We start from the raw sequence: 15900 nt of genomic DNA on the forward strand, positions 1-15900 counted from the left end.
CTCGACATCCTGGTCAACAACGTCGGCATCGCCGGGCCGACCGGTGGTGTCCAGGAAATCGAACGGGCTGACTGGAACCGTACCGTGGAAGTCAACCTGAACAGCCAGTTCTACTTTGCGCAGCGCGCCGTGCCGCTGCTGAAACAGTCGGCCGCGAATCCCTCGATCATTGCGATGAGTTCCGTTGCCGGCCGTCTCGGCTATGCGTTTCGCACGCCGTATGCGGCGACGAAATGGGCGATCGTCGGCTTCATGAAGTCACTGGCCATCGAACTGGGCCCGTGCGGCGTGCGCGTCAACGCGATCCTGCCCGGCGTGGTGGAAGGCAACCGCATGAACGACGTCATCAGCGCGCGCGCTGCCGCCACCGGCATTCCGGTCGACGCCATGCGCGACCAGTACCTGCGCAAGATTTCCCTGCGCCGCATGGTGACCATGGATGACGTCGCCGCCATGGCCGTATTCCTCTCTTCGCCCGCCGCGCGCAACGTGACCGGGCAGGCAATCAGCGTCGACGGCAACGTCGAATACCTCTGAACTTACTTCCAACACCAGGAGACAACCATGTACACATCCAGCGCCTTCCGCCTCGCCATCGTGCCGACCCTGGGCCTCGCGGCCGCCGCCGCAGTGGCCGCCCCGGTCAAGATCGGGGTCATCGAAACCCTGTCGGGGCCGCAAGCTTCGTCCGGCCAGTCGTACCGGACAGCGGTACGGTACGGCGTCGACCAGATCAATGCTGCCGGCGGCTGGAATGGCGAGCCGGTGGTGCTGGTGGAGTACGACAACCAGGGCGGCCCGGCGGGCGCGGCGGACAAGCTCAAGGCGGCGATCGCGGATGGCGTGCAGATCATCGTCCAGGGCGCTTCGTCGGCGGTCGGCGGCCAGATTTCGGAAGACGTGCGCAAGCACAACCTGCGCAACCCCGGCAAGGAAATCGTCTACATCAATGTCGGCGCCGAAGCGCTGGAACTGACAGGCGACAAGTGCCATTTCCACCACTTCCGCTTCAGTGGCAACGCCGAAGTGCGTACCAAGGCGCTGGTCAGCGCGATGAAGCAGGCCAATGCGCTCGGGTCAAAGGTCTACTCGATCAACCAGAATTACGCGTGGGGCCAGGATATGGAAAAGGCCATTTCCGACAACGCGGCGGCGGGCGCCTACCAGGTCGTCGAGAAGACGCTGCATGATGTCAACAAGGTGCAGGATTTCTCTCCATACGTCTCCAAGATCAGCGCCTCCAAGGCGGATGCCGTCCTCACCGGCAACTGGTCGAACGACCTGCTGTTGCTGATGAAAGCCTCGAAGGCGGCGGGCTTGAAGTCGCGCTTCGGCACCGTCTTCCTGGACCAGCCGGGCAACCTCGCCAATGCCGGTGACCTGGCGCTCGGCCACTTCGTCGCCCATACCTTCAACGCCGAGGCCGGTGGCGCCGAGGGCGAACGCTTCGTCAACGACTACAAGGCGAAAACCGGCCACCTGCCGGCGTTCATCGAGCCGCAAACGGTGTTCGGTATGGCGATGGTGGCGGAAGCGTTGAAGCGGACCAAGCCGGAAGGCGGCGCGCTGAACGCCAACGCCTTCGCCAAGTCCCTTGAAACCACGAAGATCAAGACGCCGATGGGCGACATGACCATGCGCGCCGCCGACCACCAGGTACTGCTGCCGATCGTGGTGTCGACCGTCGCCAAGGACGCCAAGTTCAAGGCCGACAACACCGACATGGGCTTCAAGCCGGTCAAGCGCTTTACGGCCGACGAGGCTGCGACGCCCGCGCAGTCCAGCTGCAACATGAAACGCCCCATCTGATCCGGGCAAGCCAGTCTTCCATTCGTCATCCACGCACGACCCGGCAAGGCCCGACGGCCTTGCCGCGAACGGCTTCGGCCGTCTGAAAGAGAGCCATATGGACCAGATCGTCGTTTCACTACTCAACGGACTCATCTACGGCTTGCTGCTGTTCATGGTATCCGCCGGGCTGACCCTGATCTTCGGGATGATGGGTGTGCTCAATTTTGCGCACGCGTCGTTCTACATGCTGGGCGCCTATTTTGCGTACACGCTGCAAGGCGTCGCCGGCTTCTGGATCGCCATCCTGCTGTCGCCGCTGCTCGTGGGCGCCATCGGCGTCCTGATCGAGCGCTTCTTCCTGCGCCGCGTCCACCATCACGGCCATGCGCATGAGTTGCTCCTCACCTTCGGCCTGTCCTTCATTGTCGCAGAGTCGATCAAGCTGTTCTTCGGCAATTTCCCGGTGGACTACCGCGTGCCGGCGGCGCTCGACTTTTCGGCGTTTGCCATCGGCGGCTCGCAGTACCCGGTCTACCGCCTCCTGATGGGCGGCGTGGCGATTGCCATGTTCATCCTCATCTACCTGCTGCTCACGCGTACCCGCGTCGGCATCGTCGTGCGTTCGGCGATCTACAAGCCACAGATGGCGGAAGCCTTGGGCCACAACGTGCCGCTGGTATTCATGGGCGTATTCGGCGTCGGCGCAGCGCTCGCCGGCCTGGCGGGAGCGGTCGCCGGCGCGTTCTACACGACCAATCCCAACATGGCGCTGGAGCTTGGCGTCATGGTGTTCGTGGTGGTGGTGGTCGGCGGCCTCGGTTCGCTCGAAGGCGCGATGCTCGCCTCGCTGCTGATCGGCGTCATCACCTCGCTTGCGGTCGCGGTCGACAAGAGCATCGCCGATGTGTTCGCGCTGTTCGGCGCCGGAGACTGGGCGCGCGGCGTCGGCGGCCTGATGACGCTGAAAGTGTCCAGCATGTCCGCCACCATTCCCTTCGCACTGATGCTCCTGATCCTGCTGGTACGACCGAGCGGGCTCATGGGAGAAAAGGCCTGATGCCATGAAAACCAATTTCGCTCTTGTCATCGCCGGCATTGCCGCCCTGGTTGCCCTGCCCTTCCTGCTGTCGCAGGGACTGGTCAATGCGGCCATCCAGATGCTGGTCGCGGCGCTGTTCGCTTGCGCGTACAACCTGCTGTGCGGCCAGGCCGGCATGCTGTCGTTCGGCCACGCCGCCTATTTCGGCTGCGGCGCATTCGGCACGGTACACGCGATGAACGCCATCGGCGGCGCCGGGCTGCTGCCGACCCCGCTGCTGCCGCTGGCCGGCGCGGCGTGCGGTCTCGCAATCGGCGTCCTGGCCGGCTGGTTCGCCACCAAGCGCACGGGAACGTACTTCGCAATGATCACGCTCGCCATCGCCGAGCTGCTGCATTCGCTGGCGCCGCACCTGAAAGGCCTGTTCGGCGGCGAAGCCGGAGTCTCCACCATGCGCATGCCGGCATGGGGCCTCGACTTCGGATCGACGACGCAGGTGTACTACCTGACCCTGGCGTGGGTATGCGTGTCGGTGGCGCTGCTATTCCTCTATACCCGCACGCCGATGGGGCGGCTGACCTACGGACTGCGGGAGAACGGCCATCGGCTTCGCTTTCTCGGTTATGAAGTGCATGGCTTGAGCACGATGGTGTTCGCGATCTCCGCCATGTTTTCGGGCATCGCCGGAAGCCTCCAGGTGATCGGGAACGAGGCCGCCAACTACGTGGTGTTCGACCCGAGCCTGTCGGCGGCCGTGGTCCTGAACACCTACATCGGCGGCGTCAAGGTATTCCTCGGCCCGGCGCTGGGCGCGGCGGTCATGACCTTCTTCGGCTATGCGGTATCGGACCTGACGCAATCCTGGCTGCTCTATCAAGGAATCCTGTTTGTCCTGGTGATGATGTTCATGCCATCGGGACTGGCCGGCTTGTTCGGCACGACCAGCCGCCTCGTGCAGCGTTTCGGCGTTGTCCGGGTCATTCCGCTGGTGCTGCTATCGGTGTCGGCGGCCCTGCTGCTGAGCGCAGGCGGCGCCTTCGTCGTGGAACTGTTGCAGCGGGTGTTTTCGCAGGATTACCGGGCAGTGGCGAGCCTCGCCGCGGACGGCGTATTGCCGCCTGTCGCGCTGTTCGGACGCACTTGGGCGCCGACATCGCCGGCAACCTGGCTCGTGCCAGTAGCGCTGATCCTGGGCGGCGGCATTCTCGCCTGGCTTGGACGCAAGCGCCTGCAACGGCTGGCACAGCAACCGGATACCCCTGACGCATCCGCCCCCTCCCCCATCACCAGCGAAGGAGCTGCCGCATGAGCGCCCCTGTACTGAGCGTCCGCCGGCTGAAGAAATCGTTCGGCCCGGTCGAGATCATCCGGGACGTCAACCTGGAACTGCATCACAACGAACGGCATGCGCTGATCGGGCCGAACGGCGCCGGAAAGTCGACGCTGTTCCATCTCATCTCGGGCAACATCCCGCCGACCTCCGGCGAGGTCGAATTCGACGGACACGAGATCGGCGGCAAATCGCCGCAAGCGATCAATCGGCTGGGGCTCGCACGATCTTTCCAGATCACGAACATCTTCCCCAAGCTGACGGTCTTCGAAAACATCCGGTTCGCCGTGATGCGGCCCTACGGCCTGCAATACGCGTTCTGGAAGTTCATCGATCGCGATGCGCGCATACGGGAGGAAACGGACAGGCTCCTCGAACTGGTGAGGCTGTCGGCGAAGCGGTCGGCCATTGCGGGCGAAATGGCGTATTCCGAGCAGCGTTCGCTCGAGATCGCGATGACGCTCGCGTCCGATCCCAAGGTCATCCTGCTCGACGAGCCGATGGCCGGGATGTCGCACGAGGAGACGCTCTATACCGCCGAACTGATCAAGGAAGTCACCAAGGGACGCGCGCTCATGCTGGTCGAGCACGACATGGATGTGGTTTTTTCCCTGAGCGACCGCATCAGCGTGCTGGTCTACGGGCAGGTGATTGCCACCGGCACCCCGGACGAGATCCGCAACAGCAAGGCCGTCAAGGAAGCCTATCTCGGCGAGGAGGTTGCCTGATGTACACCGCTTCTGAAAAACTGCTCAGCGTCGAAGACTTGCACGCCCACTACGGCAAGAGCCATATCCTCCACGGCGTGAGCTTCCATGTTGCGCAAAACGAAGTCATCAGCCTGCTCGGCCGCAACGGATCGGGCCGGTCGACAACGATGAAGGCCATCATGGGGCTCGTGCCGCCGACTTCCGGCCGGATCAGGCTGCGCGACCGCGAACTCGCCGGCGCCCGGCCGTACGCCATCTGCCGCGCCGGCGTCGGCTATGTTCCGGAAGAGCGGGAAGTGTTTGCGAACCTCACCGTCGACGAAAACCTCCGCATGGGAGAACAGCCAGCCCCGCCGGGAACCCACCAGTGGACGGTGGATGAGATGTTCGACTATTTCCCCCGGCTCAAGGAACGGCGGAACAACAAGGCCGGAACCATGTCCGGCGGCGAACAGCAGATGCTCACCATTTGCCGTTCCCTCCTCGGCAACCCGCGCGTGCTGCTGATCGACGAGCCGACCGAAGGCCTGGCGCCAAAGATCGTCGCGCAGGTCGGCGAATGCGTGAGGGACATGCATCGCAAGGGAGTCTCTGTCGTGCTGGTCGAGCAAAAGCTCGCGATCGCGCTGAAGGTATCGACGCGCGTCTGCGTGATGGGACACGGCCGCATCGTCTTCGAAGGCACGCCCGATGCGCTCATGTCCGACGACAAGCTGCTCGCGGACTGGCTGGCTGTCTGAACCGGAACTCATTCAACTTTACAAGGGTCGTCATGGCAAAAACTCAGGACAAGGTCATCATTTCATGCGCGGTCACCGGATCGGTGCATACGCCGACAATGTCGGAATTCCTGCCCGTCACACCGGACCAGATCGTCGAGCAGTCCCTCGAGGCGGCGGAAGCAGGAGCCGCAATTCTGCACCTGCATGCGCGCGACCCACGGGACGGGCGCCCGACCGCGGATCCGGAAGCCTTCGACCGCTTCGTCCCGCGCATCAAGGCCGCCACGGACGCGGTGATCAATATCACCACCGGCGGCAGCACCCGCATGACGGTGGAAGAACGGCTGGCCTATCCGCTGCGGGCGAAGCCGGAAATGTGCTCGCTCAATATGGGATCGATGAATTTTTCGATTCATCCCGCCGCGCGCAAGGTATCGCACTGGAAGCACGAGTGGGAAAAGCCTTATGTGGAAGGGATGGAAGACCTCATCTTCCGCAATACCTTCCGCGATATCAAACATATCCTCAAGGTACTGGGCGATGACTGCGGAACGCGTTTCGAGTTCGAATGCTACGACGTCGGCCATCTCTACAACCTCGCGCATTTTGTCGACGAAGGACTGATCAAGGGCCCGCTCTTCATCCAGAGCATCTACGGCATCCTCGGCGGTCTCGGGCCGGATCCAGAAAACCTCGTGATGATGCGCACCACCGCGGACCGCTTGTTCGGCCGTGACAACTACCGCTTCTCCATCCTGGGTGCAGGCCGCCACCAGATGCCCTTGCTGACGATGGGCGCCGTCATGGGCGGCAATGTGCGGGTGGGACTGGAAGACAGTCTCTATCTGGGAAAGGGCCAGCTCGCCAGGTCATGCGCGGAGCAGGTGCGGAAAATCCGCAGGATTCTCGAAGAACTCTCGCTGGAAGTCGCGACCCCGGACGAAGCGCGGGCCATGCTGGGCCTCAAGGGAAAACATGCGGTGGCGTTCTGACGCCGCAATGCGCTGCACACAATCAAACTGGAGAAGACAGATGAAGCAATTTCTGAACGGCCGGGTGGCCATCGTGACCGGTGCCGGCAGCGGACTGGGACGCGCACATGCACTGGCACTGGCGAAGTACGGGGCGAAGGTGGTCGTCAACGACGTCAATGGCCGCCATCAAGGTGCGCCCGGCCGCGCGGTCGCCGACCAGATCGTGCGTGACGGCGGCGCCGCGATCGCGGACGGCGGCGACGTCAGGGACATGGAGCAGATGGAAGCGATGGTGTCGCGCGCGATGGGTGAATGGGGCCGCGTCGATATCCTCGTCAACAATGCCGGCATCCTGCGCGACAAGAGCTTTTCGAAAATGACGCTCGACGAGTTCCGCGCGGTCATGGATGTCCACCTGATGGGCGCCGTCAACTGCACCAAGGCGGTATGGGAACAGATGCGTGCCCAGCGGTATGGCCGCATCATCATGACCACGTCGTCATCGGGCCTGTATGGCAACTTCGGCCAGGCGAACTACAGCGCGGCCAAGATGGCTGTCGTGGGCCTGATGCAGACGCTCGCGCTCGAAGGCGCGAAATACAACATCCGCGTCAACTGCCTGGCACCGACCGCCGCGACAGCAATGACGGAAGGCGTGCTCTCTCCCGATGCGCTCAACATGCTCCACGCGGATGCTGTCAGCCCGGGCATCGTCGCGCTCGCCGGCGAGAATGCGCCGACGCGCACCATACTCCTGGCGGGTGCAGGCAGCTTCGAATCGGCCAACATCACGATGACGCAAGGGATCTTCGTGGGCAATGTCGATGACCCGGTTGCGCAGCTCTGCGCACGAATGGATGAAGTTACGGACAGGCAGGGCGAGACGATCCCGGCAGAAGGCTGGGAGCAGTACCGGCTTGAACTCGCCAAGGCGGGTGTGGCGGTCGCGTAGCGCCGAAATCAGCTGCGGCGTGCCAGGTAGGATTCCACATCGCTCACGCCCAGCGTCGGGTGGTAAAGGAAGCCCTGGAAATCCTCGCAGCCTTCGTCTGCCAGGAAGCGCCGCTGCTCCTCGGTTTCCACACCCTCGGCGATCACTGCAAGGCCGAAGCTCCTGGCAAGGGAAATGATCGAGCGCGTGATCGTCGCATCGTTCTTGTCGGAATTCACGTGCTGCACGAAGGATTGGTCGATCTTCAACTGGTCGATCGGCAGCCGCTGCAGATGGGAGAGCGATGAGCAGCCGGTGCCGAAGTCATCCAGCGCGAAGCGGATGCCGAGCGCCTTGAGCGTGATCATCTTCGTCCTGGTGTCGTGGTAATCGCTGATGAGCATGCTTTCAGTGATCTCGAGGTTCAGGCGCTTCGGATCGGCACCGGTCTTTTGCAGCGCGCCGGTCACCTGCGCGACGAAGTCCGGGTGGTGGAACTGCTTCACGCTCACGTTGACGGAGACGCCCAGCTCCTGCAGGCCGGGAAGCGTTGACCAGCGCTTGATCAGCTTGCACGCCTCTTCCAGCACCCAGGAGCCGATCTGCATGATCAGGCCCAGTTCCTCGGCCAGGGCAATGAACTCGGCCGGCGTGACGATGCCGCGGCTTGCATGGCGCCATCGCAACAACACCTCGATCCCGCTCACGTTGCCGGCGCCGTTTTCCTGCAACTGGAAATCCAGGAAGAACTCCTTCTGTTCGACCGCGACGCGAATTTCTTTCTCGAGCAGCGCGCGCTCCGTCACCGCCTTCTGCAGCTCGTCGCTGTAGAAGCGGATGGTATTGCGGCCTTCCGCCTTGGACTTGTACATCGCCATGTCGGCGCGCTTGAGCAATTCGCCGGTCGAGACGGCTTCACCGTCGAGCAATGCAATGCCGATGCTGGGCGTGGAGCGGTGCTCCAGGCCGTCCAGGTCGAAGCCTTCATTCAGCACGGTCAGGATCTTTTGGGCGACATGGAGCGCATGCGCCCCCTCGTCCACCGCGTCGTCGCCGATACGCTCGACCAGCACGACGAACTCGTCACCGCCGAAGCGGCCGACGCTGTCGTAATGGCGGACGCAGGACTGGATCCTGCGCGCGACTTCCTTGAGCAGCAGGTCGCCCTTGTCGTGGCCGTGCGTATCGTTGAGCACCTTGAAATTGTCGAGGTCGATGAAAATCACCGCGCCGTCATAGGGCATGCGGTGTCGCATGGATACCATCTTGTCGAGGCGGTCGAGGATGAAGCGGCGGTTCGGCAAACCGGTGAGCGTGTCGAAATAGGCCAGCTCGCGGATGCGCGCTTCGGCCGCCACCTGGTCGCTGACGTCCTGCACAGTGCCGGCAACCATGCGCTCCCGTCCGTGCCGCAGCCGCAGTTCGCCCCGCTCGTGCACATGGCGCACCACGCCGCCGGGCAGCACGATGCGGTGGACAAGGTCCATCTGCGCGACGCCGTTCATGGCGGCCTCGAGCGCAAGCGAGAGCGCTGCGCGGTCGTCCCGGTGCACCGAGCCCATGAACGCGGAAAACGGCACGGCGTCGGCCACATCATTGACGCCGAAGATGCGGAAGGTTTCTTCGGAAAGCCGCAGGATTTTCGAGTCCGGCTCCAGTTCCCAGCTGCCGATCCTGCCAATGCGCTGCGCCTCGCGCAAATGCTCCGACTGTTCGCTCAGCATGCGGTTGACCGCCTCGCGCTCGGCCAGCATGAAACTGATCTCCTGTCGCTGCCGTCGCAACTCGATCAAGGTCATGACTTGCTCGGCGAGCATTTCGAGCACCTCCATCCGCATCCGGCTCAGCCGGCGCGGCTTCGTGTCCAGCACGGCGAGCGCGCCGATACGGTAGCCGGAAGATGTAATCAGTGGAAAGCCGCCATAAAAACGGAAATGCGGCGGGCCTGTCACCAGCGGATTGTCGCGGAACAAGGGATGCGCCCGTGCGTCAGTCACGACGTATGGATGGTCCTGCTTGATTGCCTGGTTGCAGAATGCGATGACGCGATCGACCTCGCGGATATCCAGCCCGATTGCCGACTTGAACCACAGGCGGTCCCGATCGATGAGGGAAATGCCCGCCATCGGTGTGCGCGCGACTGCCTGCGCAAAGTGCGTCAGGCGGTCGAAATCCGGCTCGTCGCCGGAATCCAGGATCTGCAAGGCACTGAGGACCTCGAGACGCTTCAGGTCGTCTTTGTCCTGGTCGGTGTCATCGGGAAAGGTGGTAAGCAAGGGCAGCCCTTCAACCCGGCGCTCATCTTCCTGGTCGAGGCGGTACGCTGACTTTCAGTACCCTTTGGCGCCGAGTAAGCATAGACAATGCGGCGCCCTGCTTGTTCATCCTTCAACGTGGTGCAACTTACGTTCAGTAAATGTCCCTGAAATTCAGCACGTTGTTGTAATCGCCGCGCCGTTCCTGGCGCACTTCCTCGAGCTTGCGCACCAGTTCGAGCATTTCCGCATCGACGATGAAGCTCGCCGCCGATTCCGCTTCAACGATGCGATGCGCCGGCTGCGAGCGCGAGACGACAAAGCCCTGCACGTAATCGACACCGATCTCGGCCAGTGTCTTCGCCGTGGCGGCATCCTCCGCCCATTCGGCAATGGTCTTCATGCCGAGGTTCATCGCGAGCTTGACGATCGCTTCGACAATCGCGACGTTGGCCGGGTGCGCATTGATGTTGAGGACGAACTGGCCGTCGATCTTCAGCACGTCGGCGGGCAATTCCTTCAGGTAGGAGAAGGAGGTGTAGCCCGCGCCGAAGTCATCCAGCGCCACGCGCACGCCGCAGCTGCGGATCTGGTCGATGAAGCGGCGCGTGTTGTCGAGGTCATGCAGCGCCACGCTTTCGGTGACTTCCATGCACAGGAAGCGCGCGCCGACCGGATATTCTTCCAGCGCAACCAGCGTGTCCTGGATGAAATGCTCGTCGTTCAGCGACGCACCGCTCAGGTTCATGCAGACGAACTGCGTTTTGGACAGCGCCGGCAGGTTTTCCTCGATCCATTGCAGCGTGGTCGACAGCACCCAGCGGTCGATCATGCTGGTCAGCCCGCCCTTTTCCGCCGCCGAAATGATCGGCCCGGCCGAAATGACCTTGCCCTCGGGACCGCGCATGCGCAGCAGCACTTCGAAGTTGAGCGATGCGCGCGGGTTGTTCAGCGACATGATGGGCTGCATTTCGAGATACAGGTTGCGGGTGGCATCCGCCCCCGACAACTGTTCCACCATGCCGAGTTCCGCCTGGCGTTCGTCGAAGGCGCGGGCGTTGCGTTCGTAGACGACCAGCCCTTCGCCCTGCCGCGCCTTCGCCTCGCGGCAGGCGCGGTCGGCGGCCGAGATCGCATCCTTCATCGACATGCCGGCACTGACCTCGACCAGGCCGATGGAGCCGCGCACGTGGAAAGCCTTGTCGCCGACGCGATAGGGCGATTTCCCGATACCGGTGACAATGCCTTCGCAAATCAGCGACGCCAGCGGGACCGCCGTATCCGGCATGACGATGACAAATTCGTCCCCTCCGACGCGCCCGATCTGGTGGCCGCGTGCCAGGATGGAATTGACCCGTTCGCAGACCTGCTTGAGGACTTCGTCACCGGCGGAGTGGCCGAACAGGTCGTTGATCAGCTTGAAGCGGTCGAGGTCGAGGTAGGCGAGCGCCATCGGCTTGCCCTCTTCCGCCGCGCGGGTAAATACATGCTCGATCCCGCGCCGGTTGAACACCTTGGTCAACGGGTCGTTGTTGGCCATGAAGCGCAAGTCCTCGTTCGCCTTCGCCTGCTCGGTGATGTCCTGCAGGAAGCCTTCGATCTTGCCTTGCGATAGCGTCGCGCGCAGCAGGTAGCGCCGGGTGCGGTCGGCATTCCATACCTCCATCTCGGGCTGGCTCTGGCGGTGCACTTCTTCATGCAGCATCGTCCATGTGCCGGGCGCGAAGTGCGCCATCCAGCGCTTTTGCATCAGCTGGCGGCCGGTGCGGCCCAGGATTTGCGACAGCGCCGGATTCGCGCCCAACAGGCTGCCCTGCGCATCGAGCGTAAACAAGCCGACCGGCATAACCTCATAGGTGTGTTCGAGTTCGCGTTGCGCTTCGATGCGCTGGTTGTGTTCCTGGCGCATGCGCTCGGCGATCGCCAGTGCCGCCAGCAGGCTGGACGCAAGCGCGGCAGTGACGCTATTGATCATGCCGACGAGGTCGCGCAGGCCGAGCGCGGCGGCAATCACTTCCGACAGGCTGGACACGAACATCACACCGAATGCCGCCACCAGCCAGAACGCCACCTTGGACCGGGTGCGCGACAGGATGCCGAGCAGGCTCAGCACCATCACCAGCAGGCCGGTGCCGACGAGCACCCACATGACTGGCAGGAAAGCCTTGAACGGCATGACGACAGCGGCCACCAGCAAGGGCACGCACATCCAGTGCGTGACTGTCAGCGGCACCGCAAAGCGCGTGCGCGGGATCTGTTCGCGGAACAGCGTGATGTACAGCTCGAGGGTGACGAGCGCATACAGCGCGATGGTGATGGTGCGCATCGGCAGCAGCCAGTCTTCCGGCACGCGCTGCCCCAGCCACTGGACGTCCCAGCCGGCGGACAGCGCGCCGACGCGCAGGTTGAGGCACAGCCAGACACCGAACAGGATGTACAGCTTCTCGCGATTGATGAGCGCAATCATCAGCACGAACATCGCGAGCACCACCAGTCCGCCATCGAGCAGGCCGGACTTGCGATGGAAATGCGCTTCGGAAATGGCGAGCTGCGACGGTGACCATTGCAACGCGGTCAGGCGCGCCGGGCCAACGAACGATGCGCGACACAACACCTGCGGCGCCTGCGACTGCAGCACGAATCCGCTCTTGGCCGGTGCAAGCTCGCCTTCGGACCTTGTCTTGCTCGCCTTGCCGAGCACCTGCAGCGTGGCCACATCCCAGCACACCATGTCCACTGCATGGCGCGACGGGAATTCGACGGCGCTCGGGTTGCGGTCCGGGGTCCTTTTCACAAGCAGCCAGACCGGCGCCTCCGACAGCCGCGTCTCGTATTCATACGCGGGCTGCACCGCCGCCAGGCGCGTCAGCGCCTCGTTGGGCGACTGGACTGAATCGGACTGGATGACATGCATGCGCAAGGGCTTGTCAGGCTCGGCTCGGTAAGCGCTGTTCCACAGCATCAAGGCAACAATCGAACAGACCGCAATCAGCAGCGGCACGAGGTGGAACGAGATGGCGGCAAGCACGAAACTGATGAAATCCTTCGTGCGCCGCGTTCCGGTCGATATTGAGCTGTGGAAGTGCATGCGATTACGGCTGGGTCATGGGACTTGAAGCATTATAGGCTGGCGGCGCTCCTGTATCGTCGCCGCCATGTCGTCATCGGGGCAACGCCGCCGAAGCTGACGGCGCGCGGTAGGCGGGGATAACGTGCGGCATTGCCGGAACCCAGCGGCGCTCGACGGAAATGTCGGGATGCAAGGTGTCGCTGAAGAAACCAAGCAGCGGATGCTTCGCTGCCGACCAGCGCGCATATCCGGTGCCGATGTCGAAAGACATCACGCGGTGCGGAAGATTCCCTGCGTGCTGCAGCGGCACGAAACCCTGCTCCGGATAAATGTCGGAAAACAGCAGCGCTTCGTACTGCTGGTCGATCGGCGCGCGACCGGCGGCGATCGCGAATTCGATATTGTTCTGCTCGCAGTACATGAAGCTGGCCTTGACCAGTGCAATCTTGACAAGACGGCCGACGCGGCCGATTTCCACGCCCAGGCGCGTGACTTCAGCCAGCCGGCGGTCCTGGAACTGCATCGGCAGCACGATCGACTGTTCGACGCACAGCGGCCGATGGCGGTTGGTCTGGATCCGCGCGGTACCAAGCGGCGTGCGGTCCAGTTTCGACTCGGCGAGCAGGACGACGACGTCATCATCGTAATCCATCGCCTCCGGATTCTTCAGGGTCGCGCCGAGTTCCGGCAGGTGCCGTGCATACGCCGCATGCCGTACGTCGACTGCCTTGCGCAGGTCGCTCTCGTTTTCGACCACGCGGATGGTGAAAGGCAGGCGTTCCACGTTGGTGGCGTTGGCAGTCAGGTGAGAGGCGGCGAAATCGTTGGCGTGCGGGGCAGTCCAGGCATTGCGGAGTACGGAGGCAGTCATGGCAGTTCCTTTCAAGGAGATCGGGAAAACGTCAAATTCGGCGTGGCACAGCAATTTGCAGCTTCGGAAAGTAAAGAACCTGTCTGGCGGCTAGCAGATGCACGGGGCAGGCGCTCGGATATAAAAACGGCAATCAGTTGCCATTTCTGAAGGGAAATGTTGCAACAAATTGTGTCCACCGAGAAACAGACCTCTGATAATTGCCTTGGTTCAACAATTCCCTCACCCTGCCTGCAGGAAACCACATGTTTCGTGGGGTCGCTCTACAATGACGAATTCCCTATCACCTCACTTCAACCGGAAAGACTATGGACAGGCCCGTTCGCATCGCAATCAATGGTTATGGCCGCATCGGCCGATGCGTGCTGCGCGCCTTGCATGAATCGCCGTTCAGGGACCGGTTTTCGGTGGTCGCGATCAACGAGCCGGCCGACCTGGAAACGATCGTCTACCTGACGCAGTACGACTCCACCCACGGCATGTTCCGCGGCAGCGTCGCGCTGGATGGCGACCGCCTGCGGATCGACGGCGCGGCCATTGCGGTCACCCATGCGGAACGGCCGGAAGATGTTGACTGGAAGGCACTGGAAATCGACCTGCTGCTCGAATGTTCCGGCCGCTACAGCACGCGCGGCGAACTGGGCCGCTTCCTGAAGGCGGGATGTCCGCGTGTGCTGGTGTCGCAGCCCTGCCGCAGCGCGGCGGATGTGGACAGCACGGTGGTGTTCGGCACCAACCACCAGGTGCTGACCGGGCAGGAGCAGATTGTCTCCAGTGCCTCGTGCACCACGAATGCGATCGTCCCGGTGCTCGACCAGCTGGACCGCGTGTTCGGCATCGACCACGCCTTCCTGACCACGATGCACTCAGTGATGAACGACCAGCCGCTGATCGACGGCTATCACCATTCGGACTTGCGCCTCACCCGGTCGGCGATGCAGTCGATGGTGCCGGTATCGACCGGCCTCGCGCAGGGCGTGGTGCGCATGCTGCCCGGCCTGCAGGGACGCATCGTCGCGAAAGCGGTGCGCGTGCCCATCCCCAATGTGTCGGCAATCGACGTGGTCGCCAGCCTGCGCTCCGATGCGACTGCCGCCGCCATCAACGACGCGCTGCAGCGCGCCGCCGGCGAAAGGCCTGCACTGCTGACCATGACTTCGGCGCCGCATGCATCGATCGACTTCAACCACAACCCGCATTCGGCCATCATCGACGCCAACAACACGCGCATGGCGGGCGAGCGGCTTGCCAACCTGCTCGTGTGGTTCGACAACGAATGGGGATTCGCCAATCGCATGCTGGACGTGGCGAGGTATTGGAGCGGGCTGTTCCCCGAGTAATCTGGCCGGAGAAAAGAGTAGGGTGCGCCCTGCGTACCAATGCCGCAGTCAAGGCACCGGTGCGCACGCGCACCCTACAAAATATCCACCAAGTCGATCTTTGCTATGCTTTCCCTCTTTCCGGCGCGAATGCCGGTGCAACGCTAAGTCGGGAGTAGTACAAGCATGGATATGCATACGTGGTGGCTGTTCGTCATGATGACCTTTGTCGTTTCGGCAACGCCGGGACCCAACATGCTGCTGGTGATGAGCCACAGCGCGCGCCACGGATTCCGGGCCGCCATCGGCACCGTCTGCGGCTGCATGACCGCGCTGCTGGCGATGATGAGCCTGTCCGCTGCTGGCCTGGGCGCCTTGCTGCAGGCATTCCCGACGGTGTTCGACACCCTGCGCTGGATCGGCGCGGCCTATCTCGCCTACCTCGGCTTCAAGAGCTGGCGCGCGCCGGTACAGGAGGAATCGGCGGCAGCGGCTGCGGAAGTCCAGGTCAAACCGGCCAGCGCCTTGCAGCTCTACCGCCAGGGCTTCCTGGTCGCGGCCAGCAATCCCAAGGCCATCCTGTTTGCCGCCGCCTTCTTCCCGCAGTTCATTACCGCGGAGCGGCCGCAGCTGCCGCAGTTCGCGATCCTCCTTGCCACGTTTTCCGTCATCGAAGTGGGCTGGTACATGGTGTATGGCGGCAGCGGCCACCGGCTCGCCGCCTACCTGCGCCGCGCGCCAGTGCTGAAGACCTTCAACCGCCTCACCGGCGGCGCCTTCATCGGCTTTGCAGCGGTGATGGCCGCATCCCGCCACTGACGTACCCATGCTCATTGGCGGCACCCGCGCCCTCCTCTTCGATACACGACTCAGTACCCTGGACGCTGC

Annotated in this window: 13 protein-coding genes; 10 read left to right on the plus strand and 3 right to left on the minus strand. The window is 63.1% G+C overall.

The window, feature by feature from the left end; translation table 11 throughout:
- The 8 genes from AYR66_RS10785 to AYR66_RS10820 all read left to right on the plus strand — a co-directional run.
- Positions 1-537, plus strand: a 537-nt coding sequence (locus tag AYR66_RS10785; RefSeq protein WP_088709744.1) for an SDR family oxidoreductase, incomplete at its 5' end; no start/stop codon positions are given.
- A 27-nt stretch (positions 538-564) separates the two neighbouring features.
- Positions 565-1809 (plus strand): branched-chain amino acid ABC transporter substrate-binding protein, encoded by a 1245-nt coding sequence (locus AYR66_RS10790; RefSeq protein WP_088707489.1) that lies wholly within the window; start codon positions 565-567, stop codon positions 1807-1809.
- Between the two features lie 97 nt (positions 1810-1906).
- A complete protein-coding gene (locus AYR66_RS10795; RefSeq protein ID WP_088707490.1) occupies positions 1907-2848 on the plus strand; it encodes a branched-chain amino acid ABC transporter permease in 942 nt (313 codons plus the stop codon).
- Between the two features lie 4 nt (positions 2849-2852).
- Complete coding sequence (locus tag AYR66_RS10800) at positions 2853-4139, plus strand: branched-chain amino acid ABC transporter permease (RefSeq protein ID WP_088707491.1); 1287 nt, start codon at positions 2853-2855, stop codon at positions 4137-4139.
- The gene (locus tag AYR66_RS10805) at positions 4136-4888 is read left to right on the plus strand and encodes an ABC transporter ATP-binding protein (protein ID WP_088707492.1); all 753 of its coding nucleotides are present in this window, start codon (positions 4136-4138) and stop codon (positions 4886-4888) included. The genes AYR66_RS10800 and AYR66_RS10805 overlap by 4 nt, the downstream gene beginning before the upstream one ends.
- The gene (locus AYR66_RS10810; protein WP_088707493.1) at positions 4888-5610 is read left to right on the plus strand and encodes an ABC transporter ATP-binding protein; all 723 of its coding nucleotides are present in this window, start codon (positions 4888-4890) and stop codon (positions 5608-5610) included. Before AYR66_RS10805 ends, AYR66_RS10810 begins: the two co-directional genes overlap by 1 nt.
- Before the next feature lie 32 nt (positions 5611-5642).
- Positions 5643-6584 carry a 3,5-dioxohexanoate:acetyl-CoA acetone transferase gene (gene kce, locus AYR66_RS10815; RefSeq protein ID WP_088707494.1) on the plus strand — a complete coding sequence of 314 codons (942 nt, stop codon included), beginning with the start codon at positions 5643-5645 and terminating at the stop codon, positions 6582-6584.
- Between the two features lie 40 nt (positions 6585-6624).
- Positions 6625-7518, plus strand: coding sequence for an SDR family NAD(P)-dependent oxidoreductase (locus tag AYR66_RS10820; RefSeq protein WP_088707495.1), 894 nt, complete (start codon positions 6625-6627; stop codon positions 7516-7518).
- Positions 7519-7526: 8 nt separating this feature from the next.
- On the opposite strand, the gene AYR66_RS10825 is transcribed toward AYR66_RS10820, so the two are convergent.
- The 3 genes from AYR66_RS10825 to AYR66_RS10835 form a co-directional block, all read right to left on the minus strand.
- Positions 7527-9773 (minus strand): sensor domain-containing phosphodiesterase, encoded by a 2247-nt coding sequence (locus AYR66_RS10825; RefSeq protein ID WP_234814876.1) that lies wholly within the window; start codon positions 9771-9773, stop codon positions 7527-7529.
- A 133-nt stretch (positions 9774-9906) separates the two neighbouring features.
- Positions 9907-12840 carry an EAL domain-containing protein gene (locus AYR66_RS10830; RefSeq protein WP_088707496.1) on the minus strand — a complete coding sequence of 978 codons (2934 nt, stop codon included), beginning with the start codon at positions 12838-12840 and terminating at the stop codon, positions 9907-9909.
- A gap of 73 nt (positions 12841-12913) precedes the next feature.
- A complete protein-coding gene (locus AYR66_RS10835; RefSeq protein ID WP_088707497.1) occupies positions 12914-13693 on the minus strand; it encodes a hypothetical protein in 780 nt (259 codons plus the stop codon).
- Positions 13694-14001: 308 nt separating this feature from the next.
- On the opposite strand from AYR66_RS10835, the gene AYR66_RS10840 reads away from it, so the two are divergent.
- Positions 14002-15033, plus strand: coding sequence for a type I glyceraldehyde-3-phosphate dehydrogenase (locus AYR66_RS10840; RefSeq protein ID WP_088707498.1), 1032 nt, complete (start codon positions 14002-14004; stop codon positions 15031-15033).
- Between the two features lie 165 nt (positions 15034-15198).
- A complete protein-coding gene (locus AYR66_RS10845) occupies positions 15199-15831 on the plus strand; it encodes a LysE family translocator (protein ID WP_088707499.1) in 633 nt (210 codons plus the stop codon).
- Positions 15832-15900 lie beyond the last annotated feature (69 nt).

Origin of the sequence: Noviherbaspirillum denitrificans, from assembly GCF_002211445.1 — a bacterium.
Lineage (GTDB): Bacteria > Pseudomonadota > Gammaproteobacteria > Burkholderiales > Burkholderiaceae_D > Noviherbaspirillum > Noviherbaspirillum denitrificans.